The following is a 25,633-nucleotide window of genomic DNA, read 5'->3' on the forward strand; positions in this document are numbered from 1 at the left end:
TGAACTTGTCTCACGTCAGTACGGAGGGTCACAGCTTCGGCGCGTTTCGGTCGCGCCCGTAGACTCGGCGGGGCTGTCCGGACTCACCCGACTGGGGTTAATCACTGTGCTGACCATGCAGGACGCGCTGCTCGCGCTGACCAACTACTGGACCGACCGGGGCTGCCTCATCGTGCAGCCCGTCAACACCGAGGTCGGCGCGGGCACCTACAACCCGGCGACCGTGCTCAGGGTGCTCGGTCCCGAGCCGTGGCGCGTGGCCTACGTGGAGCCCAGCGTCCGGCCGGACGACTCCCGCTACGGCGAGAACCCCAACCGGCTCCAGACGCACACCCAGTTCCAGGTCATCCTCAAGCCCGACCCCGGCAACCCGCAGGAGCTCTACCTCGGCAGCCTTGAGGCGCTCGGCATCGACGTGCGGGCGCACGACATCCGCTTCGTCGAGGACAACTGGGCCTCGCCAGCGCTCGGCGCGTGGGGGCTTGGCTGGGAGGTCTGGCTCGACGGCCTGGAGATCACCCAGTTCACCTACTTCCAGCAGGCGGGCGGCCAGAGCCTCGACCCGGTGTCGGTGGAGATCACCTACGGCATCGAGCGCATCGTGATGGCGTTGCAGGGCGTCGACCACTTCAAGGAGATCGCCTACGCCCCAGGCATCTCCTACGGCGAGGCGTTCGGCCAGGCCGAGTACGAGATGAGCCGCTACTACCTCGACGACGCCGACGTGGCCACCAACCAGCGGCTGTTCGAGGAGTACGCGACCGAGGCGCGGCGCATGGTGGACGCCGGCCTGCCGGTGCCGGCGCACAGCTACGTGCTCAAGTGCTCGCACGCCTTCAACGTGCTCGACTCGCGCGGCGCGATCAGCACCACCGAGCGGGCCCGCGCGTTCGGCCGGATGCGGGCGCTGGCCCGCGACGTGGCCAAGCTGTGGACGCAGCGCCGCGAGGAACTCGGCCACCCGCTCGGCGTCGTCACGCCGCCGCCCGCCGCCACGCTGCCGGCCACGCTCCCCGAGGTGACCGCGCCCGCCACGCTGCTGTTCGAGATCGGCACAGAGGAACTGCCCGCCGCCGAGGTCACCCGCACCGTCGAGGCCGTGCGCGCCGCCGTCGCCGACAAGCTCGCCGGCACCAGGCTCGGCCACGGCGAGGTGTCCGTGCACGGCACGCCCCGCCGGATCGTCGTGCTCGTCGACCAGGTGCAGCCGAGGGAACCCGACGCCGAGCGCACCGCGCGCGGGCCGCGCGTGTCCGCCGCGTTCGACGCGGACGGGCAGCCGACCAGGGCGGCGCTCGGCTTCGCGCGCGGCCAGGGCGTCGACGTGGCCGAGCTCGGCCGGGTCGAGGCGGACGGCGTCGAGTACGTCGGCCTGGCACGCACCGAGGCGGGCCGCGGCGCGGTCGAGGTGCTCAGCGGCCTGCTCGCCCAGGTGGTCGGCGAGCTGCGCGCCGAGCGCAACATCCGCTGGAAGGACGCTGGGCTGTCGTTCTCGCGGCCGATCCGCTGGCTGCTCGCGCTGCTCGGCGACACCGTCGTGCCCGTCGCGGTGTCCTCGCTGAACAGCGGCGGGACGACCCGCGTGCACCGCACCGACGCGACCCCGGTCGTCGACGTGCCCGGCGCCGACGGCTACGTCGAGTTCCTCGCGCGGCACGGCATCGACGTCGACGGGACCGTCCGGCGCGAGCGCATCGTCGCGGGCGCGACCGGCCTGGCCGCATCCGTCGGCGGCTCGGTCGACGCGCTCGCCGAGGCCGCGCTCGTCGACGAGGTGACCAACCTCGTCGAGCGGCCGACCCCGATCCTCGGCGGCTTCGCGCAGCGCTACCTCGACCTGCCGGCCGAGATCCTCACCACCGTGATGCGCAAGCACCAGCGGTACCTGCCGGTGCGCGACGACTCCGGCGCGCTGCTGCCGCACTTCGTGGCCGTCGCCAACGGGTCCTGCGACCCCGACCTGGTGCGCGCGGGCTACGAGGCCGTGCTGCGGGCCCGCTACGAGGACGCCGCGTTCTTCTGGCGCGCCGACCTGGAGACCCCGCTCGCGCAGCTGAAGACGGGCCTGGAGAAGCTGACCTTCGCCGACAAGCTCGGCTCGATGGCCGACCGCGCCGACCGCATCGCCGGGCTCGCCGGGCGGCTCGCCGACCAGGTCGAGCTGGCCGACACCGACCGCGCGACCCTCGCGCGGGCCGGCGAGCTGGCCAAGTTCGACCTCGGCTCGCAGATGGTGATCGAGCTGTCCAGCCTGGCCGGCGTGATGGCCCGCGAGTACGCGGCGCGGGCGGGCGAGCCGCAGGCCGTCGCCGACGCGCTGTTCGAGATGGAGTTGCCCCGCCAGGCAGGCGACGCGCTGCCGAAGTCCGCGCCCGGTGCGTTGCTCGCGCTGGCCGACCGGTTCGACCTGCTGGTCGGGCTGTTCGGCATCGGCGCGAACCCGACCGGCAGCTCGGACCCGTTCGGGCTGCGCAGGGCCGCGCTCGGCGCGGTCAGCATCCTGCGCTCCGCCGCCGACCTGCGCGGCATCACCCTGGCCTCCGGGCTGACCGCCGCCGCGAACCTGTTGGCGGACAAGGGTTTCGAGCTGGCCGACGGGACGGTCGAGGCCGTCCGCGAGTTCGCCGTGCGGCGGTACGAGCAGCAGCTGCTCGACGCGGGCCACGACCACCGCTTCGTCAACGCCGTGCTGCCGCTGGCCGACGCGCCCGCCGAGGCCGACGCGGCACTGGCGCAGCTCACCGGGCTGGCCGGGGACGCGGGCTTCGGCGCGCTGGTTGCCGCGCTGCAACGGGTCCGCCGCATCGTGCCGGCCGGCACGCTGCCGGGCTACGACCCGGCCGCGCTGGTCGAGCCCGCCGAACTGGCGCTGCACGAGGCCGTCCGGTCGGTGCGCGACGGCCTTGGCGGCCGGCGCCTCGGCCTGGCCGAGTTCGTCGCGCAGGCGAGCGCGCTGACCGGGCCGGTGAACGCGTTCTTCGACGGCGTGCTGGTGATGGCCGAGGACGAGAAGCTGCGCCGGGCCAGGCTCGGCCTGCTGGCCACCGTCCGCGACCTGGCCGCCGACGTGCTGGACTGGCAGGCGCTGGGCACCGCGCTGGCGTGATCGTGTTGCGCCGCCGTGCCGCCGGGACGAGACCCCGGCGGCACGGTGGTCGGAAGCGGGGGGAGCGGCGGTGGGGGAGCTGACCACGGGCACCGTGCCGGTGCCCGGCGCGCGGCTGTACTACGAGCTGCGCGGCGCGGGGCCCGTGCTGCTGATGATCGCCGGGGCTGGCGGCGACGCCGGCTACTTCGCCTCGATCGCCGGGCTGCTCGCCGACCGGCACACGGTGCTCACCTACGACCGGCGCGGCAACTCCCGCAGCAGGCTCACCGGGCCGGCAGGGGATCTGTCCGTCGCCGAGCAGGCCGACGACGCGAGCCGGCTGTTCGACGCGCTCGGCGTCGAGCAGGCCGAGGTGTTCGGCAGCAGCGGCGGCGCGATCATCGGCCTTGACCTCGTTGCGCGGCACCCGCTTCGGGTGCGGACGCTCGTCGCGCACGAGCCGCCGATCCTGGCGCTGCTGCCGGAGGCGGCCGAGCACCGCGTGTTCTTCGACCGGCTCCAGGACGCCTACCGGAGCGAGGGCCTCGCCGAGGCGGCCAGGATCTTCTTCGGCAGCATCGGCCAGGAGCCCAAGGCGGCGAGGGACTGGGACCTGTCGTTGATCGCGCGCGTCGGCGGCAACCTGAAGTTCCTGCTGCGACACGAGATCGGCCCGTTCATCCGGTACCTGCCCGACCTCGCCGCCCTGTCCGCGAGCCCGGTGCCCGTGGTGCTCGCCGGCGGCCGGTCCAGCCGCGAGTACTACTACTGCCGCGCTGGCGTCGCGCTCGCCGAGCGGCTCGGCGCGCCCTACGTCGAGTTTCCCGGCCACCACAACGCCTATCTTGACCATCCGGCCGCGTTTGCCGCGACCCTGCACGACGCGCTCACGACGCGTCGCCCCGGAGTCCACAGTGGACTCCGGGGCGACACGGCCTAGTCGCGCAGGAACTCGCGGCCTCGGGTGACGGCGGCCCACGCGTCCACCACGCCGTGCCCGTAGAAGCCGTTGAAGCTCTGCGTTCCGGTGCAGGTCGCGTCGAACTCCGCCGGCCGGCCGACGTTCACGTAGGACACCGTCGGCGGCACCGGGCAGGCCCTGGTGAACGCCGTGCCCTGGAGCACCCTGCGCACTGCGTCCGGCGCCAACGCGAGCTGGTGCGAGTGCACCCGGCTCGGCCTGCCGTACTGGCTGACGATCAGCGCGGCGACGCCGACGGCGTGCGGGGACGCCATCGAGGTGCCCTGGAGGAACTGGTAGTAGCCGCAGACCGCGCCGACGCAGTCCTTCTGCACGCCGTTCGCCGAGCCGGCCGGCGTGATCGCGCCCGTCGCGTCGATGTCGCCGTTCTTCAGCGCGACGTTGGCCGGGTACGAGGACAGGATCAGGTTCTCGTTGGTGCGGTACCAGGGCGTGCCGAAGCCGTCCCGGAACCAGCCGCCCGGCGCGGACACCGCGATGTGGTCGGTGCCGTAGCTGGAGTAGTCCGACTTGGTGGCGCTCGGGCCGAGCGCCGACACCGCGATCACCAGCGGGTCCTCGTTGGGCAGGTCGATGCAGGTCGCCTTGTCGACAGGGCGCGGGTGCGCCGCGCCCGCCGGGTAGTCCGGGCTCTGGATGTCGACGCGCGGGTTGTTGAGGTCCTCGTGGTTGTTGCCGAGGGCGCCGATCAACGTGACGCCCTTGTTGTGCGCGTAGGTCAGCGCCCGCTCGATGCCGGCGATGATCGTGCGCTGCTCGATGCGCTGCTCCGGGGTGTCGGCCGGGTTGTTGGTGCAGTTCATGTAGTACGGGTCGGCGAAGAACGACATGTTGATGACGTTGAGGCCGATGTCCGCGCCGTAGGTCAGCGCGTCGATCACCGGCTGGAGGAAGAACGTGCCGCTGGTCTGGCCGCCCCGGATGTTCACCAGCGTCACGTTGGGCGCGACACCCGTGACGCCGTGGCCGTTGGCGGCCGCGCCGATCGTGCCGGCCACGTGCGTGCCGTGCCCGTTGCCGTCGTAGTTGGGCGGGTCGACGCAGCCGCGGAACGGGCAGGGCCCGTCGAACACCGCACCGGTCGGGTCGTTGGGGATGTCGATGGTGAAGTTGCGGGACAGCTCGTTGCTGAAGTTCGGCGCGATGTCCGGGTGCGTGCCGTCCACGCCGGTGTCCAGGATGCCGACCAGGACCCGCTTGTCGCCGGCCTGCTTGGTGTGCGCGAGGTCAGCCCTGATCATCTTCTGGCCCCACAGCTGGCCGTCCAGCGGATCGGCCCCGGCCTTGCTCGCCTCGGCGGCGCGGGCCGGTGCGGGGTTCGGCGCGGTGGTGTTCTCCCGCTCGACCGCGTCCTTGGCCGGCCGGCCCGCCGCGTCGGCCGGGGTGTGCCCGATCGGCCGGAGGTGTGCCGCGCCGACCACGGCCGGCGACGCGGACACCGCCTCGATGAAGCCGGTGGCGGGTGCCGTCACGGTCAGCACGCCGACGGCGGTGTTCTCCTTGGTGATCCGGCCGCCCGCTGCGCGGATCGCCGCGCCCGCCGCGTCGTGGTTCGCGCCGTCCTGGAGGACGACGGTGTACTCGGTGCTCTCGCCGGACGGGGCCGCGCCCGCCCCCTGGGTCCCCAGCGTCAGCAGCGACACGGCGGTCGCCGCTGCCACCGCAAGGGACATGGCTCTGCGTCTGTTCACGGATGTCTCCACGAGTAGGGGCGGCCCCCATTCGCCACCCGGGGCCGACACCCTGACAGAAAGCGAGCGCCTGCGGCAGAACCGTTTGCGCTGCGCTTTCGGACAGTCCCGGACCCGTCGCACGGACAAAGCGGTGGATCCGCCCGTCCAGTCGTACCAACGCGGGACCAAACGGGCGCTGCCGGCACCGGTGAACAACGTGGGTCAATGTCGGGAAAATAAATAACATCCGATCGGCGCGATCCGTTCAGGCTCCGCGCCCTGCTGCATCCCGACGAGTGCCATCATTGTCGGCGATAGCGCACTTCCGTATTCCTTTTCCGAAAGCCTGGCTGTCCCGATCACGCTGGGGGTTCACGCGGATGCGAGCTGTGGTGTCGTTGCTGGCCTGCGGCCTGGTGTTGACGCTGTCCGGGTGCGCGGCCTCGCCCGCGACCGGCCCGGCCGGGGGCGGCGGGCCCGTGCCGAAGCCGAAGGTCGGCGTCATTCTGCCGGACACCGCCTCGTCCGCGAGATGGACGACGCAGGATCTGCCGCAGCTGTCCCAGTCGCTGCGTTTCGCCGGGATCGAACCCGACGTGGAAAACGCGCAGGGCGACGAACAGAGCTTCGCGGACATCGCCGACAACATGATCAGGAACAAGGTCCGCGCGTTGTTGATCACCCCACTTTCCGGCGACGGCGGTATCGCGGTGGAACGAAAGGCGAAACTGGCCGGCATTCCGGTCATCGACTACGACCGGCTCAGCCTCGGCGGTTCGGCGGACTACTACGTCTCGTTCGACTCCGTGAACGTCGGCACGATGCAGGGTGACGGGCTGGTGCGCTGTCTCGCCGGCAGGCCGACCGCCGACATCATCGAGCTCGAGGGCGCGCCGACGGACAACAACGCCACGCTGTTCGCGCAGGGACAGCAGTCGGTGCTCGGCCCGAGGTACAACGGCGGCGGCTACCGGCTCGTGGCGAGCCAGCGGATCGACCGGTGGGACCCGCAGGTGGCCGCGCGGGTGTTCGAGCAGAACCTGGTTGGCAACGGCGGGCACGTCGACGGTGTCCTCGCGGCCAACGACGGCCTCGCCGGCGCGGTCATCGACGTGCTGCGCCGGCACGGTCTCGCCGGCAGGGTCGCGGTGACCGGGCAGGACGCCACCCTCGACGGGCTGCGGGCCGTGCTGCGCGGGGAGCAGTGCATGACGGTGTACAAGCCGGTCGTCGACGAGGCCGAGGCCGCCGCCCGGCTCGCCGCCGCGTTGGCCAAGGGCGACCGCAGCGGGGCAGACGACCTGATCACCGGCAACACCAAGGACGTGACCGGTCAGCGGGACGTGAAGTCGGTGCTGCTCGGCGTGCAGGCGGTGGCGAGGGACTCGGTGCAGCAGCTGGTCTCGGACAACGTGGTCAAGGCCGCCGACCTGTGCGCCGGCGACGTGGCGCCGTTCTGCGCGCAGGCCGGCATCGCCTGAGACGCGGTCAGTTCCACTCCCAGCACAGGCCGTAGCGCCCGGCCGGCAGGTCGACGAACGCGACGTGCGCGCTGCCGCTGGTCTCGATGCGCAGCTCGTGGTCCAGCGGGTTCGGCTGGCTGTTCTGCGGCTGCCACAGGGGATAGCAGCGGATCGGGATCGCGCTGGCGTGGAACACCGTCTGGAGCACGCAGTCCTTGGTTGGCTGGCGGAAGCCGACGTCGAACCTGGTGACCTGCTCGGGCAGGTCGGACACCTCGACCTCGTACTCGGCGAGGAAACTCTCCCCGGCGCGCAGCGGGCGGTGGAAGATCAGCTCCGCCGCGGTCACGTCCTCCTCCTCGTCGTGCACCACGCGGCCGAGTCGGCAGTTCAGGCCGGCGGTGATGGTGAACGGCGGCGCGTCCGCGCAGTCGGCCACCATCATCACGGTCATCCGGTCGGCCCCGTCCGCCCTGGCGCGGACCACTCGCCGCGTGGTCAGGCGGTAGCCGGTGCCGGTCGCGTCCAGCCGCAGGTCCTGGTGGTGGCTCAGGGATTCCAGCCGCTGGTTGGCGTCGGGGTCGATCTTGGTGGAGACCACGCGCAGCGACCGGTCGCTGTGCCCCAACGCTTCCAGCGACACCGAGCCGGGAACGTGGTTGGCCCACCGCCCCCTCGGGCGCACCGGGCCGAGCAGGGTGATCAGCGTGCCGGCCGGCAGCCGGAGGATGCGTTCGAGGGAGCCGACCGCGGCGAGCGAGCTCGGGCGCTCCGGCCGGCTGCGGCCGCGCTGCCAGTAGCTCAGGCTGGCGAGGCTGATCTGGTGACCGTCGTTGCGCAGGCGGCGCTGGATTGCCTCGAGGCTCAGCCCGCTCGCCCTGATCGCCGCGTGCAGCGCTGTGTGGAAGGGGCCGCGCCGCAACGCCTCGACCAGCTCGCGGTTGCCCGCTGGCACCGGCCGTGGGCCCGGCGCAGGCAGCACCTGCAACATCGCGGTGGCGGGGTACGTGCTCGTCACGTTGCTGCCCTCCTTCTCGCGACCACCCGTGCCCCCGGTCGCACCAGGTGCGGCCGGGCACGCTGCTCCGGTGTGCCTCCGGCGACAACGCGGGGGTTTTCGCAGGTAATAAGCGCAGAGAATAAGTCGAGGTAAACCCCTGGGCAATGGTCAGCGAATGATCGTCTTCCTGGCGGCGAGACCGTGTTGACTTGGTGCTCCGGCGGGTGGGCCGCGCGTCGACGGCTCGAAAGGGCGTCGGAAGTCCGATCCTGACCTGGGAGTTCCCAGAGTTTGGTGATCGCCCCGCCGGTGCCGGCCGCCGTCGGGTCGACTGTCCGATATGGACTCGTGAGTCCCTTTCCATACGAAAGTAGGGTCTTGCGATTTCCTGGTCGACAAGAAGGCTCGGCGCGATTGGTTGGACCATTCGTGTTGGTGTGATCTGCAACACTTTTTGTCACGTACGCGTGTAGTTCGCCGATGGTGATGATGGAAAGCGAAAATCACCACGGAGCGTTATCCGCTTGCCGGCACCGTGGTCATTCGCCGGGCCCGGCAGGCTCACCACGAAGAATTATCACTGGTTAACCCTCCAGTCTCTGACGGCCCTCTCGGCTGGACAAGGGTAAATATCGCACGTTCTGGTAAAGGTGGAGCGGCCAGTGTCGTCTGTGATGACTCCAGCGTCCTGAGCTGTGAAAACATGGGTTGCCTTCATTAAAACTGTGATGCATCAACGCCCGGAGGCCCTTCCGGCTTGAACTTCCGCCTGCGTTGTCTAAAACCTCGGATCGACGCGTTCTGTCCTGAAAAACTCGTTGTTCCGAAGTGCTGCTCCGCTTGCTACGGTCAGCTCCACCGAATGCGGTGCGAAGAGCCTGCGTTCGGCGCGATCGAGAAAGAGACGCCGCCAGCTGTTCACCCCCTGCCCAGTTGGCGGCGGCCTCGCGCGTTCAACCCCTGTCGCGCGAATTCCCCTGTAGTTCACGTTTTCCCTGAGGGAGAGAACCGTGAAGTTGTCGAAACGTGCCGTCGCGGCCCTGATCACGTCGGTGCCGCTGTTGGTACTGGCCACCGGGCTGACCGCCCAGGCCGATCCACAGGCGAACCTGGTGCCGCTCACGGCCAATGCGGCCCCCGGCCTTGAGCACGCCACCAAGACCGGCCCTGAGGACGCCAACAAGCAGCTCCCCGTCGCGGTCAGCCTCAACCTGCGCAACCAGGCCGAGCTCGACTCGCTGCTGGCCAAGGTCACCAACCCGCACTCCGCCGAGTACGGGCACTACCTGACGCCGGACCAGTTCAGGGACCGCTTCGCGCCCACCCAGGCACAGGTCGACGCGGTGGCCAACCACCTGCGTGCCGCCGGCCTCAAGGTGACCGGCTCGACCGCCAACCGGCTCGCCGTCGACGCCACCGGCACCGCGACGCAGATCCAGTCGGCGTTCGGCACCTCCCTGTCCCGCTGGCACGACGCCACCCAGAACCGGGACTTCACCGCCAACGACAGCGCGCCGAGGCTGCCGAAGGCCGTGGCCTCGCTCGTGTCCGACGTGGCCGGTCTCAACGACCACTACACCCGCCACCACGCGCACGCGCAGACCAGCGCGCCGCACGTGGGCAGCGGGCCGTCCGGCGGCTACACCCCGGACGAGCTGCGCGGCGCCTACAACATCGACAAGTTCGTCAACGCCGGCACCGACGGCTCCGGCCAGCAGGTCGCGATGTTCGAGTTCGCCGACTACCAGCAGGCCAACATCACCGCCTACGACCAGCAGTACGGCACCGGCTCGCCGACCCCGACCCGGCGCAACGTCGACGGCGGCAACACCACGCTCGGCAACGCGCAGGTCGAGGTCGAGCTGGACATCGAGGTCGCGCACGCCATCGCCCCCAAGGCGAACGTCGCGGTCTACGAGGCGCCGAACACCGACGCCGGCGAGGTCGACATGTGGAACGCCCTCGTGTCCGACAACGTCCCGGTGATCTCCTCCAGCTGGGGCCAGTGCGAGCTCGACAAGAGCTCGTCGAGCATGACCGCCGTCGACAACGTGGCCAAGCAGGCCGCCGCGCAGGGACAGACCTTCCTGTCCGCCGCCGGTGACTCCGGCGCGTACGACTGCGAGCGCAACCAGGACGCCAACTCCACCAAGCTCGCCGTGGACTTCCCCGGCTCCGACCCGTACGTGACCAGCGTCGGCGGCACCACGCTGAGCATGAACGGCACCAGCTACGGCTCGGAGACCACCTGGAACGAGTCGGGCGGCTGGTCCGGCGGTGGCGGCGTGTCCAGCGTCTTCGCCAAGCCCAGCTGGCAGACCGGTTCCGGCGTGACGAGCAGCAACAAGCGCCAGGTGCCCGACGTCTCCGCCGCGGCGGCAGGCGGCGAGTACTCGATCTACACCCAGGGTTCCTGGACCACCGTCGGCGGCACCAGCGCCGCGACCCCGCTGTGGGCCGGATACCTGACGCTGCACAACCAGAAGGCCGTCGCGGCCGGCAAGGCCAAGATCGGCGCGGCGAACGCGGCGATCTACAGCGTCGCCAACTCCAGCAGCTACGGCAGCACCTTCCACGACGTCACCAGCGGCACCAACCGCTACTACTCGGCCGGGGCGAACTTCGACCTCGCCTCGGGTTGGGGCACTCCCGTCGCCGACGCGCTGAGCACCGCGCTGCTCGGTGGCGGCAGCACCACGCCGCCGCCGTCCGGCGGGATCGCCAACGGTGACTTCGAGACGGGCAGCCTGACCGGCTGGACCGCCGCTGGCCCGACCTCGGTCGTGAACTCCGGCACCTACGCCGGGTCCTACTCGGCCCAGGTCGGCTCGGTCGACCCCGCCGGTGACTCGTCGATCGCGCAGACCTTCACCGCGCCGACCGGCACCAGCTCGCTGTCCTTCGCCTACAACGTCGTCTGCAACGACTCGGTCACCTACGACTGGGCGACCGCGACGCTGAAGGACAACACGGCCGGCACCACCAAGACCGTGCTCGCCAAGACCTGCACGCTCGGTGCGGGCTGGAAGACCGCCAGCGCGTCCGTCGTGGCCGGCCACAGCTACACGCTGACGCTGGCCAACCACGATGACAACTACGCAGGCGACCCGACCTACACGCTGTACGACGGCGTGAAGCTCGGCTGACCGAACCCCGATCACGACGATGGCCTCCCCGCGCGCGGGGAGGCCATCGTCGTCGTTGGTGTCAGCGCTGCTGCTGGCCCCACGGCTGCTGCTGCTGTTGCTGCTGGCCCGCCCACGGCTGCTGGGGTTGCTGCTGGCCCCACTGCTGCTGAGGCTGCTGCTGGCCGGCCCACGGCTGCTGGGGCTGCGGCTCCTGCATGGCGGGCGACTGAGCCTGGGCGACGAGCTGGTCGGCCTGCTCGCGCGAGATCTCGTAGGACAGCCCGCAGAAGGTGCACTGGAGGGAGTGCTTCCTGCTGATCGGGAACAGCGGGATGAAGAACAGCGTGAACTTCGTGGTCCTGCGCCGCAGCGAGTGCGCGGACGGGTTGTGACACCCGCTGCACACCAGGTTGAGCATGGCCAGCTGGGCCATGTAGGTGCGCCATCCCCAGATCAACAACAAGGCCGAGTCCTTTCCTCGCGGCGCCCTGCCGGCGCCGAGTTTCGGACGGCAGTGTGCCTTTCCGGGTTCCCCGCGCCCAACTTTTTGTTTCGGCCGACGCGCCGCTGCCACGGTCGGTGACGACGGATGTCCCGCGCGTGACAACCTGGGTACGCTGGCGGCGCGATCTTGTGGGCTGTGGGGAGGGCTGATGGGCGAGCAAACACCGAACTCGCACAACGAGCTCAGTGGCTCGGTGGGCGTCGCCGTGCAGGTCGGTTCGGTGCACGGCGGGTTGCAGCTGAACGTCTCGGCGCCAGAGACGCCCGTGCCACACCAGTTCCCGGACGATCCGGCGATGGTGGTCAACCAGATCGTTCCGTCCCGCCGCGTCCGTGCCGCTCTGACAGCACCGGTCGAGGACGCGGAAGCACGGATCATCGTCCTGCATGGCTCCTCCGGCACCGGCAAGTGCTGGATCGCGCAGCACTGCCTGCACGCGTGTCGCGACGACTACCCGGACGGGCAGCTCTACGTCGACCTGAGCACGGCGGTCGACGAGCTGACCGCCACCAGCGAGGCGCTGCGGGAATTCCTCATGGCGCTCGGGACCAACCCGGCCCTGATCCCGACCGACCTCGCCGGACGGCAGAAGCTGTACCGCTCGGTGACGGACGGCAAGGCGCTCCAGGTGTTGGTGCGCAACGCGTTCTCACCGGCACAGGCCCGAGCCCTACGTCCCGGCCGAGGCCGGTCGGTCCTGGTCGTTACCGGGCACGGCCTGCTCGGCGGCCTGAAGTGGGAGAGCGCGGCGTTCGTCGAACTCGATCCGTTCGAGCCCGATGCGGCGAGGGAACTGCTCGGCCGGTTCGCCGGGGACGAGGTGCTGGCCGATGTGGCCGCCGTGAACTCGATCCTCGACATGTGCGATCACCGGCCGAAGGCGATCGAGGTCGTCGGGGCGATTCTCGCGGACAGGCCGTGGCAGTCCATCGCCGAACTGGCCGAGGAACTCGCCGACGGCTCGGCGTTGTCGGCGGAACTGTCGGCGGTGTTCGACGCCGTGTACCGCAGGCTCGGAGCTGTCGCCAAGCGGTGCTACCACGCGATCGGCCTGCATCCCGGCCGTGGCGAGTTCGGCCGGGAAGTCCTTGCGGCGGCGTTGGATGTGTCTGACCGCGAGGCGGGCGCGGCGATCAACCAGCTGCGTGCGCTGCACATCATCGACGAGGCGCGGCCGCACAGGTACGTGATGCACAACCTGGTGCGCGCGCACGCGCACGAGGTCGCGTGGCAGCCGGATGCGCGGGCCGAGTCCGACACCCTGATCCGTCGAACGCTCGCGTGGTACCTGGCTCGCGCCGTGGCGGCGGACGACGCGGTCATGCCGCTGCGTGGCTGGCGGGAGCAACTGCTTCCGGCGCTGGAGGTCCGCGACGCCTTCGCCACCGGCGGGGAGGCGTTCGGGTGGTTGGAGCAGGAGCGCGCCAACCTTCGCGCGGCGGTGGTGTGCGCCGCCGAGCGGCAGGAGGACGAGGTCACCTACCAGTTCTGCGTGGTGCTGTGGTCGCTGCACGAGCGAGGCAAGTACTTCGACGACCTGGTCGCGACCAACAGCCTGGGTGTCGCCGCCGCACGGCGGAAGTCCGATGTGGCCGTCGAAAGTCTGTTGTGGAGCCAACTGGGCTTCCCACCCCATCACCAGGGCGAGGAGACCGAGGCCGTCGAGGCGTTCGAGCGCGCCAGGGAGGCCGCGCGGCGAGCCGGGCACCTGGAACTCGAAGCCACCGCGATCGAGGGCCTGGGGCTGGCCCGGCTGGGACAGGGCAGGACTGAAGAAGCGGTGCGGCTGCTGCGCGAGAACCTGCGCCTTGCCGAGGAGATCGGCAAGGCGCGACGCATCGCGCTCGCCCGGTTCCATCTCGCCAAGGCGGTGGACGCCGAGGAAGCCGTGCGGCTGTTGACCCAGACGGCCAGGACCTTCGAGGAACTTGGCGAGGTCTACAACCTCGCCAAGGCCCGCACCTGGTTGGGCAGGAAGCTGATCGAGATCGCCGAGCCCGACGACGCGGAGCGGGTGCTCGCGGACGCGATGCGGACGATGATCGATGATCACACGCCCTTCGACCAGGCGCAGGTGCTGGAGGGGTTCGCGGAACTCGCCGTCGCCAGGGACGAGCTGGCCGACGCCCGCGAACGCTACGCCGCGGCGCTGTCCATCTACGAGGGGCGCCAGTTCACCAGGCAGGCCGAGAGCGTCCGGCGGCGGCTCGCCGAACTGGGCTCGCCGAACAGAGGCTGACCGTCAGAGCACCTCGACACCCGAGGTGAACTCCCGCTGCCCGAGCCGGACGACCACGCGCGGCGGCAGCGCGTCCACCGCGCGGCCGGCGAGGAGCCACGCGTGCAGCACCGAGGCGTACACCCGGCCCGGCCCGGTCGGGTCGCGAAACCGCACCAGGGCACCGTTTCGTGCGCCGACCAGCCAGTCGCCGCCCTCCTCTGCCCGCGCGGCCAGCGCGCAGCCCGGCAGCGCCGCGAGGGTCCGCGCCACCCAGTGCCGCGCCGCGCCCGGCTTGTCGTGCACCAGGATCTCTGCCAGCTCCAGCCAGCTCCGGTACGGCTCGACGGTGTCGGCCACCAGGTGCGCGTCGGGCGGAACGCGGGTGGCCGCGTTGGGCAGCGGCGCGGGCAGCCGGACCGCCGTCGCGGTGAGCACGCCGGGCGCCTCGTCCGTCAGCCACACCTGGACCAGTTGCGCGCCAACGGTCTCCGTCGGCACCGAGGGAACGGGCACCGCGGCCGACTCGACCGGCCAGGCCGGTTCGGTGAGCGACACTGCGGCGTAGATCGCGGTCCGCAGCAGGGCGGCCGAATCGCCGGGCACCGAGGTGGTCAGCTCGGTGATCTCCTTGTACAGCCCGGGGTCGTGCCCGTCGATCGCCAGCGCGACCTGCTCGGCCAGGTCCCCTCGGGGGTCAAGGCGCGGTGCGGCGGCGACGAGTTGGCCGACCGGGGACGCGGGATCGACCGCGTCGTCGGGAAACGCGGCCAACAACACCGGAGCGCCGAGCGCGGCGCCGTAGAAGGTGACCGAGCCGTGGTCGCCGAGCACGAGGTCGGCGGCGACCAGCGCGGCCCGCCACCCCTCCTCCGGCGGCAGCACCAGCACGCCTGCCCTGGCGCAGTGGGCCAGCCAACCCTCGACCTGCCACCGCGAGTGCGCGTGCCAGATGTTGGGGTGCAGCGCGACCGCGACGCGGTAGTCGTCCAGCGGCAGTTGCTCGGCGAGCCGGTGGGGGAGCGCGGGATGCCGGCCGTACAGCGACCGATCACCCCAGGTGGACGAGACGACGACCAGGCGCTGACCCGGTGTCACGCCGAGCGCGTCGCGGTAGGTCTCCCGCAGCGGGACGCTCGCGAGCATCCGGTCGAAGCACGGATCGCCGGCCACCACCGCAGTGGGTACGGCCTCCGGGCAGGCCTCGCGCAGCCGGTCCAGCTGTTCGACGTGGGACAGCACCAGCGTCGAGGCGATCAGCTCACCGTCCGCGAACAGGGAGGGGGCCGAAAGACCGAAGACCGAACTTTTGACTTTTGACTTTTGACTTTTGACTTTTGAAGGTAAGAATTTATTGTAGCCCATTCCGTGTGGCAGCACCATGAGCGGCGCCCGCAGGTGCGTCAGATCCCCGCCGAAACTGGCCGATATCGCCAGATCGAAATTGGTCTGCACCGCTTGTTCCCACGGTACAACCACCGCGCCGCGCTCGGCCAGGAATTCATCGGTGCCCGAGTCAAGCGCGGACGAGCCGGTTCGCGTGAACACAACCTGAATTCGTGGGTCCGGCGCGACGAGTGGCAGCACATCGAGGAGTCGAGTCGCGGCGGTGACGTTGTGCACCACCGCGAGAACCGTGCGGTCCGGCCGCACGGTCGACCACTGCGGGGCGTGTGGCCCGATCGGGACTCGCACCCACCGCTCTGCTGGCACGACGGATGATCCTACCGACGGGCCGTCCCGCGCGAGGACGCGCGCAAGTCCGGCATCCGGAAAGCCCGGAGTCGCCGGAAACCCGAAGTGTCTAGAAGCTGACGCCGCCCTGGATGTCGCGCGCCTGGAGGACCTTGCCGCTCACGTTGCCGGTGATCTGGTTGACCACGCCGCCGGACTCCGCGTGCTGGGTGACGGTCGTCTTCTCCCACTCCGTGCGCAGCCGCTCGCCGAACTCCGCGTCCGCCCGCTCCTTGCGCTCCAGCGTGCTGCCGAGCTCCTTGACCTCGGGCGAGTCCGGCTTCGCGTTCTCGGCGGCCTCAAGCACGGCGGTGGCGTCGGGGTCGTCCGCGAACTTCGCCTTGACCAGGTTGTACAGGCCGATCGCGGCCCTGCTGGCCAGCGTGGCGGCGATCGACACGAAGATGGGATCAGACACGGCAGCCCCCTAGGCTCACTACATCACCGCTGGTGAACGCGGATGTGCCAACGGTAGCAGCCGATGGGTGGCGTGCCTCACCGCCACGAACGCACCTTGTGCCGGATTCGGTGCATCGCCGACTGGGTCGCGCCGCTGGTGGTGCCCAACCGGTTCGCGATCTCGGCGTAGGAGAACCCGTTGGCCGCCAGGGAGACCAGCGACCGCTCGTAGTCCGACAGCGAGTGCAGCCGCGCGGCGACCCGCTGCGCCTCGTCGCGGTCGCACGCGCGCTCGGCGGGGTCGACACCGGCCGGCGGGTGCAGCATCGGGTGGTTGGCGGCCCGCAGCACCACAGACCTCCGACGTGCGTCGTCCACGCACAGGCGCTTGACGACCGACACCAGGAAGGGGTGCAACCGATCGAGGTCGAGCCGATCGAACTCGGCTGCCCGCAGCAACGCGTCGTGCACGATGTCCTCGGCCTGGCACGGTGTGGCCACGTGCCGCTTGGCGAAGCCGACCAGGTGGGGGCGCAGGGTCGCGCACTCGTTCCAGAAACGGCCGAGAACCTCCGAGCTCTTGGGCTCGTCCCGGTCTGTTCGGTGTACGTACATCATGGCCCTCTCGCGGCTGCCTGAAAGAAAGTTGTCGTTTCATATACAGGGCCCGGAAATTCGCCAACCGGTCCCGCAACTGATCGCATCTCTTATGTGTAGCGGTAGCGGTGAGTTTTGTCACCAGCGCTGGTCGGTTAGGCGTCTCACGTAACGGCAATCCCATGGACCCGTTTTGGTCCGAACGTGTGAATGCGCGTGATGGCGCGGGGGAGTCGGCCGTAGTGCTGAGGGAACGCGAGATCCGCGTGACCGCATTCGATCCCAGCAGGAGGACCTCCGATGGGCAGGCTTCGGCTCTCCGCCGCGCTCGGTCTCGCGGTTGCGCTCGGCCTCGCGGCGACCGGGCCGCGTGCCCGCACCGGTTCGGCGTTCGAGCTTCCGGTGTTCGAGCCTTCGGTGTTCGAGCTGTAGCCCCAAGACTTCGGTAGGTGTGCGGGCCCCGAACCCGCATACCTCGCCGACCAGTGGGCTGGCGCGGTTGCAGGGGCCGCGCCAGTCCACTTTCCATACACAGCCGGACTCTCGGCCCGAGTGACCGTTCTCACTACGGCGTAACTCACTCGGCCGAAGTTTGGACTTCCGGCGGTGGTTCGTGGTTGACTGTGGACGGTCGTAGTATCTGTGTTCGTGTTTCCACGCTCGCGGAACGATGTTGCGGGCGCGCTGCTTTCCTCCAGGTTCAGTCGGGAGAAGTCGCCGTCTCGAAACCGGCCCGGGTGGTCACACAAGGTGACTCCCCGTACCCGGCACCTGTTGAAGGAGACAAATATGACGCAGGGCACCGTGAAGTGGTTCAACTCGGAGAAGGGCTTCGGCTTCATCTCCCCCGACGACAACAGCGCCGACGTGTTCGTGCACTACTCCGAGATCCAGAGCAACGGCTTCCGGACTCTCGAGGAGAACCAGCGCGTCGAGTTCGAGATCGGCCAGGGCCAGAAGGGCCCGCAGGCCCAGGGCGTTCGCGCCATCTGAGCTCAGCCTTCTGAGCTGAGTCGCTGACAGTCGAGCCGTCACCCTCCGCGAGGGTGGCGGCTCGACTTTGTGCACGAGTTTCCCCGCATGGAGCAACGAAACAGGGGTCCGGCACCGTTCCTGATCATGACGCTCATCAGGAGCGCGGTGGAAAGGACTCCAAGCACATGCTTCGAAGGTCGCTAGCCCGCGTGATCGGCATCGCCGGGTTCGTCGTCGCGTTGGCGGTGGGCGTGTCGGCGCCGGCCAACGCCGTGGCAAACGGTGTGGACGCCCTCCCCGATCAGTTCCCCTACGCGGTGAAGCTGACGATGACGGACATCCCCCGGCCGGACGGCAGCAAGTACAACAGCGCGTGCTCCGCGGGACTCGTTGCCCCGCAGTGGATCGTGACCGCGGGTCACTGCTTCCACGACGTCAACCGCAACCCGGTCAGCGGCCCGACGCCGTACAAGACCACCGCGACGCTCGGCAAGGTTGACCTCGCCGACCAGGGCGGCGTCGTGGTCGACGTCGTCGAGGTCCGCCAGGCCGGCGTGAACGACGTGGCGCTGGCCAAGCTTTCCCGCCCGGTGTACGGCATCGGCACGCTGCGCGTCGGCAGGCACACGCCTGCCGTCGGCGAGGAGCTGGTGCTCGCGGGGTGGGGCGCGACGGACTCCGTGAACCCGACTCCCGGCACGCACCTGCGTTACGGCGTGGTCGCCGTTGGCGCGCTGACCGCGACCACCGCGGCCGTGCACGGCGTGTGGCCGAAGGACGACACCAGCGCCTGCACCTACGACTCGGGCGCGCCCTACTTCAGCTACGAGTACGGCGTGCCGACCCTGGTCGCCGTGGAGAGCGACGGCCCGGACTGCCCGCACCCCAACGCGGAGACCACCTCGCGGGTCGACCTCCTCACCGACTGGATCTGCCAGCAGATCGGTCACTGACCGCACCCGAGTGAACGGCGAGACCCGCCGCCCGATGTGCCGGGCGGCGGGTCTCGGTCATCCTGGTCTGCCACACACTTCCCGCGCTCACCACTCACACGGCAGCAGCGCGCGGACCGTCGTTGGCCCGCCGGCCGGGCTGTGCACCGACAGCACGCCGTCGATGGCGGCGGCCCGGTCGGCGAGGCCGGTCAGCCCCGAGCCTGCGGTCGTGTCCGCCCCGCCCCGGCCGTTGTCGGTGATCTCGACCAGCACACTGTCGCCCATCCGGCAGACCAGCACCTCGGCCTGCGTCGCCTCGGCGTGCTTGGCGATGTTGGTCAGCGACTCGGCCACCACGAAGTAGGCGGTGCTCTCCACCGCGGCCGGCGGCCTCGGCTCGACGTTGACCAGCACCGTCACCGGCACCGAGGCCTTCGCGGCGAGTGCGGACAGGGCCGCGTCGAGGCCCCGGTCACCGAGCACCGCGGGATAGATTCCCCTTGCCAGGTCCCGAAGTTCGGCGATGGCCAGCTTGGCGTCGGCGTGCGCCTCGTCGATGATCGTCTTCGTGCCGTCGGGGTCGGTGTCGAACTTCGCCTTGGCGCGCCCCAGTTCCATCGCCACCGACACGAGCCGCTGCTGGGCTCCGTCGTGCAGGTCGCGCTCGATCCGCCGCCGCTCGGCCTCGGCCGAGTCGACGCCCCGCGCCCTGCTGGCCTGGAGGTGGTCCGCCTTGCGGCCAAGCAGCGTGGAGTTCGTCGGGCCGAGCAGCGAGGTGGCGAGCGCGACCCGCAGCCGCCGCAGCATCGCCGTCACGGTCACGGCGAGGAAGATCCCGACGATGCCGAGCACGAGGTAGGGCACGCCGTCGCTGAAGTTGTTCAGTGGCACCGTCACCGTGTCGCTGTTGAAGCCGAGGGTCGGCAGCTGGATGGTGTTCCTCGGCAGCAGCGGACCGATGATCGGCTCGACGACGAAGCCGATGCTGCCGGCCCACAGGGCGATCGTCGCGCTGAACTCCAGCACGCTCAGCGGCAGGTTCACCAGGCCGTAGGCCAGGTCGCGCCAGGTCGCCGGGTCGCCGAGCTGGGCGCGCCACTTGCGGAGGATCGAGCCGGCCGGCAGGGATCGGTACGGCGACTCGATGTCCACCCCGAACGACGCCCTGACCAGCGCACGCTGCGATATCGCCGCGGCGCGCCACAACAGCGTCGCCAGCATCAGGATCGGGATGCCGACCCAGACGACGACCGTGCCGAACCCGACGGCGGTCAGCGGAACCAGCGCGCAGAAGGCCGTCAGCGCCAACGGGAAGTTGAGCAGAAAGTAGCCGACGGCGGTGGACACGCCTGGCCTTCGGTCCGGTCTCGCGAGTTCGGTCATCATCGGTGGAGTCCCCTTGTGTCGGCTTGCCACAAGCCTGCGCCGCGCCGGCTGTCCGAACCATCCGGAACACCAGCGCAACCACGGTAGGGCTGTCCCTACCAAGCGCTCTCGAATCCCGATCGGACACGCGTGGCCGCCGGACGGCTCGGAACGGGGAATCACTCGGATGGCGGTTCCCAGTTCCCTTGCCGGTCAGGGCGTTCGTCCCCCGGTTTCGCCCGCCGACGGGGTGCGGCATGATGCGTCATCTGCGTCCACGGCTACTTCGGCTACTCCGTGAAGAGGTCCGCGTGAGCATGGGTGGTCCCCGCGCCCGCACCAGCGACCGGGTGTGGTTGGTCTATCTGCTCTGCGGGCTGTTCCTCGTCGGCTGCTACTACCTCGTGCCGGCGCACGACGCCGGGCTCGTGCTGCGGGTCGTCCTGTACTGCGCGACGAGCGCGTCCGGGGCCGCCGCCATCCTCTACGGCGTGCGGCGGAACAGGCCGCGCCCCCGGCTGCCCTGGCTGCTGCTCGGCGTGAGCCAGCTCGTGTACGCGGCGGGCGACACGAGCTTCTACGTCTCGCACTACGTGTTCGGGGCGACCACGTTCCCGTCGATCGCCGACGCCCTGTACCTCGCGCACTATCCGCTCGTGGTCGCCGCGCTGACCCTGTTGATCCGCCGCCGCACGCCGGGCCGCGACCTGCCGGGCATCCTCGACGCGGCCGTGCTCACCGTGGTCGCCGGCATGCTGTCCTGGCTCTTCCTGATCGGTCCGCAGGCGCGCTCGGACGCGCCGTTCCTGGCCAAGGTCGCCTCCGCCGGCTACCCGATGATGGACCTCGCGATGCTCACCGTCGCCCTGCGGCTGATCCTCGGCGGCGGGCGCAGGCCGGTGTCGTTCGTGCTGCTGTCGGCCAACCTCGCGGCGTTCCTCGTCGTCGACACGCTCTATGTGTTGCAGCAGCTGGCCGGCACGTACCACGCGGGCAACTTCCTCGACGCCATCTGGCTTTCCGGCAATCTCGCGCTCGGCGCCGCCGCGCTGCACCCCACCATGAGCAGGCTCGGCGACCGCTCGCCGGTGCGCGACGCGAGCCTCGGCCCGGTGCGCCTCACCGCGCTGTCGGCCGCCGTCCTGATCGCGCCGGCGACGCTGCTCATCCAGGACGCCTGCGGGGCCGTGCGGGAGATCCCGGTCATCGCGGGCGCGTGCGCCGTGCTGTTCGTGCTGGCCATCGCGCGGCTCGCCGGCCTGGTCGCCGACCAGCGCAGGCTGGCCATCACCGACAGCCTGACCGGCCTGCGCACCAGGAGGTTCTTCGAGGCGCGGCTGCCCGTCGAGCTCGCGAGGGCGCGCCGAACGAACGGGTCGCTCGCGCTGTTCATCGTCGACGTCGACAGGTTCAAGTCTATCAACGACCGCTACGGGCATCCGGCCGGCGACCAGGTGCTGGTCGAGATCGCCGCCCGGCTGCGCGGCGCTGCGCGGGCCGAGGACGTGCTGGCCAGGTACGGCGGCGAGGAGTTCGCGTTGCTGGTGCCCGACACCAGCCAGGACGAGCTGCCCGGCATCGCCGAGCGGCTGCGGCACCGGGTCGCGCGCGGTCCTATCGCCGTGGCGCAGGACTACTGGGTCGCGGTCACCGTGTCCGTTGGCACCGCGAGCTTTCCGGAGCACGGCGTGAGCCCGAGCGAGCTGGTGGCCACGGCGGACCGCGCGCTCTACGCGGCCAAGGCGGCCGGCCGGGACCGCATTGTCGTCGGCGACGGCCCGACCGGGGACGCGGCGGCCGACGGGCACTCGCCGCTGGTCGACTACCTGTGCGGGGTGGCCGACGAGGTGGACGGCCGGCTGTCCAGCTACGATCACAGCAGGGCCATCGGGCGCTGGACCATGCGGCTGGCCAGGGAACTCGGCCACGACGACGGTGTCGTCCGGTGCGCGGAGTGGTCCGGCCGGTTGCACGACATCGGCAAGATCGTGCTGCCGGAGGAGGTGTTGACGAAACCGGCCGCGCTGTCCGAGGAGGAGTGGCGGCTGGTCCGTCAGCACCCCGATCACGGCTACCGGCTGGCCAGGCTCGTGCCGGGATTCGGCGGCGTCGCACAGGTCATCCGGCAGCACCACGAACGCTTCGACGGCACCGGCTACCCGGATCGCCTGGTGGGCAAGGGAATCCGCGTCGAGGCGCGCATCCTGGCCGTGTGCGACGCGTGGGCGGCGATGCTGTCCGACCGGCCCTACCAGCCGTCCATGACCGACGAGCAGGCCCGCGACGAGCTGCGCAAGGGGCGGGGCAGCCAGTTCGACCCGGACGCCGTCGACCTGTTCCTCGACCTGCACGAGCGCGGGCTGGTCGGCCAGCTGCGCCTCATCCGACCCGTGGTGCTCGAACCCTGAGGGCTCCTTGGCGCGCGGCGGGAACCGCGGTNNGCGCCGAGGAACCCCTACCGAGGGGATTGGCCGAGGAACACCTCGGCCCGGTCCGCCAGCGTGTTCCAGAACATCAGCTCGTAGCTCTGGAGCAGCCGCCCGTACCTGCGGGCCCGGTCCGCCGGTCGGCCGGCGTCGATGCCGTTCTGGGCGACGGCGAGTGCCTGCTCCTCCATCTCGGGGGACGGGGTGGCGAAGAAGTCGAAGAACCCGCACGCCTCGTCGTCGAACCCGTAGTGCTCGCGCAGCGCCCGCGTGATCGTCGCGCAGTAGTTGCCCCACGCCGAGAAGTTCGCCACCAGCGCCAGCACCACGTCGACCGGGTCGCCGTTCAGCGCGAGCCACGCCTGGTAGGCCGGATAGGCCTGACACCCGGCCATCGGCTCGTAGGCGCGGACGGCGTCGGCGTCGAGGCCGCAGGCCGACGCGAACGCGGCGAGCTTGCCGAGTGCGAGACCCTCGCCCTGGCCGAGCCCGCTGAAGAACTCGCGCGCGTCCTGCTGGTCGGCCCGCGCGGCCAGCGTGAGGAAGCTGCGCCAGTCGCTGGTGATGACGTGGTGCTGCTCAGCGGCCAGCGCGCCGAGCACCGCGACCGGCGCCTTTCCCTGCGCCACAAGGGGAACGAGCCGGTTCTCGTGCTCGCCGGGCGCGAGCTCGCGGCGGGTCGTGTCCAGCAGGTCGCGGGCCGTACGGCTCATCGCTTCATGCTCCCTTTGGCTCGGCTACGGGGTTCTGCTCCTCGCGCAGGTGCCGCGCGAAGCCAAGCAGGCCTGCGGCGCGCGAACCGCCGGCCGTGATCGCGGCGAGGCCAGCGTAGAGCACACCGGCGATCAGCCACGCCTCCAGCGGCACGATCCCCAGTGCGGGCGCGGAAACCTGTCCCGGCAGCAGACCGAGGCCCCAGCCGCCGAAGGCGACCGCGCCGAGCACCGCGACGATGCCCGGCCAGTTGGCGATCCCGGCGCCGCGCCAAGACGGGATCGGGTCGACCGGGCGGCGCACGCGGGTCAGGCGCGGCAACAGGAACTGGTCGACGCACATCACCACGGTCGTGCTCGGCAACGCGATCGACGACCAGCCGGCCACCGTGAAGAAGCCGTTTTCCAGGTGCGGGAACCACCAGGTGAACACGGCCGCGATGGCGGCGGTCACCAGGCAGGTGTGCCAGCGCCGCCAGCCCCGCAGCTGGCCGAGCACGTTCTGGCCGCCGTTGATCATCTCGTAGTAGTTGCCGTCGTTGATGGCGACCTGGAGGACCGTGGCGACCACCGCGCCCAGCCACAGCGCGCCGAACAGCGAGTACTCCACCGTGTAGTGGAAGGCGGGGCCGAAGTCGAACGGGCCGGCGGTGGACAGCTCGGCCATCATCCAGCCGCCAGCCACGAACAGCACCAGCCCGACCGCGAACGCGATCACGAACGGCAGCAGCGGCCACAGGAAACGCGGCTGGCCGTACCGCCAGGTGTCCGGTTCATTGCCCCACATGACCGAGCCGATGGCGAGTCCGACGCCGGTCAGGAACGGCAGCGTGGTCGAGCCGTGCGGGCTGGCGCGCAGCACGTCGGCCGGGATGTCGACCAAGCCCTTGATCACCAGGTACAGCATCCAGACGATGATCAGCGGGGCGACCAGGTAGCGGGCGAACGCGGTGATTCCGGTGAAGCCGAACAGGTTGTTGGCGATGCCGAGCACCGCGAGGACCACGCTGATCAGCACGATGGAGCCCCACCCGAACAGCCCGTCGTACAGCGTGGCCAACAGGTTGAACGCGAACGCCGTCCAGCCGGCCGCGACGCAGACCAGCAGCAGCGACACCAGCGCCGACCCGATCCGGCCGAAGATCGACCTGGTCAGCAGCGCGTGCGTCTGCCCGGTCCGCGACCCGAGGTAGGCGGCCGGCAGCGCGTACACCAGGTAGCACAGCGCGCCGAGCCCGCCGGCGGCCACCGACCTACCGAGCGAGAAACCCGCGTCGTGGTACTGGAAACCGAGAAACAGGTAGGTGAAGCCGGCCGCCAGGGTGATCCACAGCGCGACGAAGTGATACCGCGACCGTCTCTCGCCCAGCGGGACGATGCCGGCCCGGCTCGTGGAGTAGTCGTGCAACAGTCCCTTGCCGAGTTCGCCACCGCTGGAGGTCACGGGCATCTCCGCCATCCTTCGCCGACATCGCGAAGGCACGGTAGCCGATGATCAACTTCCTGACCAGGACGACCGCTGATCCGGTCGCGCAAGGTCGGTCCCGTCCCGCGAGGTCCACATCGACAGCAGTTGCAGCGCGGTCTCGGTTGGGCTGGCCGGCTCGGCGGACAGGGTGATCAGGCGCTGCCCGGAACCGTCCGGCAGATCGAAGTTCTCGTAGCGCAGCGCCAGTTCGCCGACGAGCGGGTGCCGCAGTCGCTTGGCGCCGTTGGTGCGCACCTGCACGTCCCGCCCTGCCCACCTGGTGCGGAACTCGTCGCTGGTCATCGACAGCTCGCCGAGCAGCGAGACCAGTGCATCGTCGCCGGGATGCCGCCCTGCGGCCAGCCGCAGGCCGCCGACCGTGGCCGAGGCGACCTCGTCCCAGTCGAGGTACACATCGCGGCTGGCCGGTTCGAGGAACACGAAGCGAGCCAGGTTGCGCTCCCGCTGGGTGGCCGCGTCGAAGTCGAGAAACACCCGCGCCGCCAACGGGTTCCAGGCCAACACGTCGGTGCGGAAGTTCAGCACCATCGCCGGCACCCGGTCCATCGCGGCGAGCAGCTGGGCCAGTTCGGGGCGCACCTGGTCGCGGACGGCGCGCCGGCCGGCGGCGCGGCGCGGGCGGGCCAGGTCCTGGAGGTGCGCGCGCTCGTCGTCGTTGAGTCGCAACGCCCTGACGATCGCGTCGAGCACCTCGTCCGACGGCCGGACCGCGCGGCCCTGCTCCAGCCGGACGTAGTACTCCACGCTGATGCCGGCCAGCTGCGCGACCTCCTCGCGCCGCAGCCCCCGCACGCGCCGCCGCGCGCCGGCGTGGATCCCGGCAAGTGCAGGGTCGGCACCCGCGCGCCTGGACTGGAGAAATCTGCCGAGCTCGCGACGATCGTCCATGCGGACAAGTGTGCCCTGCGCGCGCGCCGCGAGGGTGGCCCTGCCAGTACCAGTA

The 25,633-nt window shown here is 70.5% G+C and carries 19 protein-coding genes; 9 read left to right on the plus strand and 10 right to left on the minus strand.

Annotated elements, in window-relative coordinates:
• The first annotated feature begins 115 nt into the window (after positions 1-115).
• Positions 116-3,106, plus strand: coding sequence for a glycine--tRNA ligase (locus F0L68_RS17540; protein ID WP_149850753.1), 2,991 nt, complete (start codon positions 116-118; stop codon positions 3,104-3,106).
• A 70-nt stretch (positions 3,107-3,176) separates the two neighbouring features.
• Positions 3,177-4,028, plus strand: coding sequence for an alpha/beta fold hydrolase (locus tag F0L68_RS17545; RefSeq protein ID WP_149850666.1), 852 nt, complete (start codon positions 3,177-3,179; stop codon positions 4,026-4,028).
• Here the strand turns inward: F0L68_RS17545 and F0L68_RS17550 are convergent.
• A complete protein-coding gene (locus tag F0L68_RS17550; protein WP_149850754.1) occupies positions 4,025-5,743 on the minus strand; it encodes a S8 family serine peptidase in 1,719 nt (572 codons plus the stop codon). The two genes, F0L68_RS17545 and F0L68_RS17550, sit on opposite strands and share 4 nt — an antisense overlap.
• Positions 5,744-6,123: 380 nt before the next feature.
• Here F0L68_RS17550 and F0L68_RS17555 point away from each other — a divergent pair, with 380 nt between their 5' ends.
• Positions 6,124-7,224: a sugar ABC transporter substrate-binding protein gene (locus tag F0L68_RS17555; protein ID WP_149850667.1), complete on the plus strand. Its 1,101-nt coding sequence runs from the start codon at positions 6,124-6,126 to the stop codon at positions 7,222-7,224.
• Positions 7,225-7,231: 7 nt separating this feature from the next.
• On the opposite strand, the gene F0L68_RS17560 is transcribed toward F0L68_RS17555, so the two are convergent.
• The gene (locus tag F0L68_RS17560) at positions 7,232-8,224 is read right to left on the minus strand and encodes a hypothetical protein (protein WP_149850668.1); all 993 of its coding nucleotides are present in this window, start codon (positions 8,222-8,224) and stop codon (positions 7,232-7,234) included.
• Between the two features lie 992 nt (positions 8,225-9,216).
• Here F0L68_RS17560 and F0L68_RS17565 point away from each other — a divergent pair.
• Positions 9,217-11,352: a protease pro-enzyme activation domain-containing protein gene (locus tag F0L68_RS17565; RefSeq protein WP_223198880.1), complete on the plus strand. Its 2,136-nt coding sequence runs from the start codon at positions 9,217-9,219 to the stop codon at positions 11,350-11,352.
• A gap of 61 nt (positions 11,353-11,413) precedes the next feature.
• On the opposite strand, the gene F0L68_RS17570 is transcribed toward F0L68_RS17565, so the two are convergent.
• Positions 11,414-11,797 (minus strand): zinc ribbon domain-containing protein, encoded by a 384-nt coding sequence (locus F0L68_RS17570; protein WP_223198881.1) that lies wholly within the window; start codon positions 11,795-11,797, stop codon positions 11,414-11,416.
• A gap of 190 nt (positions 11,798-11,987) precedes the next feature.
• On the opposite strand from F0L68_RS17570, the gene F0L68_RS17575 reads away from it, so the two are divergent.
• Positions 11,988-14,078 carry a tetratricopeptide repeat protein gene (locus F0L68_RS17575; RefSeq protein WP_149850669.1) on the plus strand — a complete coding sequence of 697 codons (2,091 nt, stop codon included), beginning with the start codon at positions 11,988-11,990 and terminating at the stop codon, positions 14,076-14,078.
• Positions 14,079-14,081: 3 nt separating this feature from the next.
• On the opposite strand, the gene F0L68_RS17580 is transcribed toward F0L68_RS17575, so the two are convergent.
• The 3 genes from F0L68_RS17580 to F0L68_RS17590 form a co-directional block, all read right to left on the minus strand.
• The gene (locus F0L68_RS17580) at positions 14,082-15,299 is read right to left on the minus strand and encodes a CDP-glycerol glycerophosphotransferase family protein (RefSeq protein WP_149850670.1); all 1,218 of its coding nucleotides are present in this window, start codon (positions 15,297-15,299) and stop codon (positions 14,082-14,084) included.
• Between the two features lie 562 nt (positions 15,300-15,861).
• Positions 15,862-16,209: a hypothetical protein gene (locus tag F0L68_RS17585; RefSeq protein ID WP_149850671.1), complete on the minus strand. Its 348-nt coding sequence runs from the start codon at positions 16,207-16,209 to the stop codon at positions 15,862-15,864.
• A 77-nt stretch (positions 16,210-16,286) separates the two neighbouring features.
• Complete coding sequence (locus tag F0L68_RS17590; protein ID WP_149850672.1) at positions 16,287-16,808, minus strand: RNA polymerase sigma factor; 522 nt, start codon at positions 16,806-16,808, stop codon at positions 16,287-16,289.
• A gap of 279 nt (positions 16,809-17,087) precedes the next feature.
• Between F0L68_RS17590 and F0L68_RS44555 the strand changes: the two genes are divergently transcribed.
• The 3 genes from F0L68_RS44555 (at position 17,088) to F0L68_RS17600 (ending at position 18,715) form a co-directional block, all read left to right on the plus strand.
• Complete coding sequence (locus tag F0L68_RS44555) at positions 17,088-17,219, plus strand: hypothetical protein (protein WP_276313860.1); 132 nt, start codon at positions 17,088-17,090, stop codon at positions 17,217-17,219.
• Between the two features lie 357 nt (positions 17,220-17,576).
• Positions 17,577-17,780 (plus strand): cold-shock protein, encoded by a 204-nt coding sequence (locus tag F0L68_RS17595; protein ID WP_149850673.1) that lies wholly within the window; start codon positions 17,577-17,579, stop codon positions 17,778-17,780.
• Positions 17,781-17,947: 167 nt separating this feature from the next.
• Positions 17,948-18,715 (plus strand): S1 family peptidase, encoded by a 768-nt coding sequence (locus F0L68_RS17600; RefSeq protein WP_149850674.1) that lies wholly within the window; start codon positions 17,948-17,950, stop codon positions 18,713-18,715.
• An 87-nt stretch (positions 18,716-18,802) separates the two neighbouring features.
• On the opposite strand, the gene F0L68_RS17605 is transcribed toward F0L68_RS17600, so the two are convergent.
• The gene (locus F0L68_RS17605) at positions 18,803-20,080 is read right to left on the minus strand and encodes a sensor histidine kinase (protein ID WP_149850757.1); all 1,278 of its coding nucleotides are present in this window, start codon (positions 20,078-20,080) and stop codon (positions 18,803-18,805) included.
• 299 nt (positions 20,081-20,379) lie between these two features.
• On the opposite strand from F0L68_RS17605, the gene F0L68_RS17610 reads away from it, so the two are divergent.
• Positions 20,380-22,470, plus strand: coding sequence for a diguanylate cyclase (locus tag F0L68_RS17610; protein WP_149850758.1), 2,091 nt, complete (start codon positions 20,380-20,382; stop codon positions 22,468-22,470).
• Positions 22,471-22,517: 47 nt separating this feature from the next.
• Here the strand turns inward: F0L68_RS17610 and F0L68_RS17615 are convergent, their stop codons facing one another.
• The 3 genes from F0L68_RS17615 to F0L68_RS17625 are packed head-to-tail and all read right to left on the minus strand — an operon-like array spanning position 22,518 to position 25,578.
• Positions 22,518-23,201 carry a thiaminase II/PqqC family protein gene (locus tag F0L68_RS17615; protein WP_149850675.1) on the minus strand — a complete coding sequence of 228 codons (684 nt, stop codon included), beginning with the start codon at positions 23,199-23,201 and terminating at the stop codon, positions 22,518-22,520.
• A 4-nt stretch (positions 23,202-23,205) separates the two neighbouring features.
• Positions 23,206-24,651 (minus strand): cytosine permease, encoded by a 1,446-nt coding sequence (locus F0L68_RS17620; RefSeq protein ID WP_188316634.1) that lies wholly within the window; start codon positions 24,649-24,651, stop codon positions 23,206-23,208.
• A gap of 45 nt (positions 24,652-24,696) precedes the next feature.
• A complete protein-coding gene (locus F0L68_RS17625) occupies positions 24,697-25,578 on the minus strand; it encodes a helix-turn-helix transcriptional regulator (protein WP_149850677.1) in 882 nt (293 codons plus the stop codon).
• Positions 25,579-25,633: the final 55 nt, after the last annotated feature.

Origin of the sequence: Solihabitans fulvus (assembly GCF_008386585.1) — a bacterium.
Lineage (GTDB): Bacteria > Actinomycetota > Actinomycetes > Mycobacteriales > Pseudonocardiaceae > Solihabitans > Solihabitans fulvus.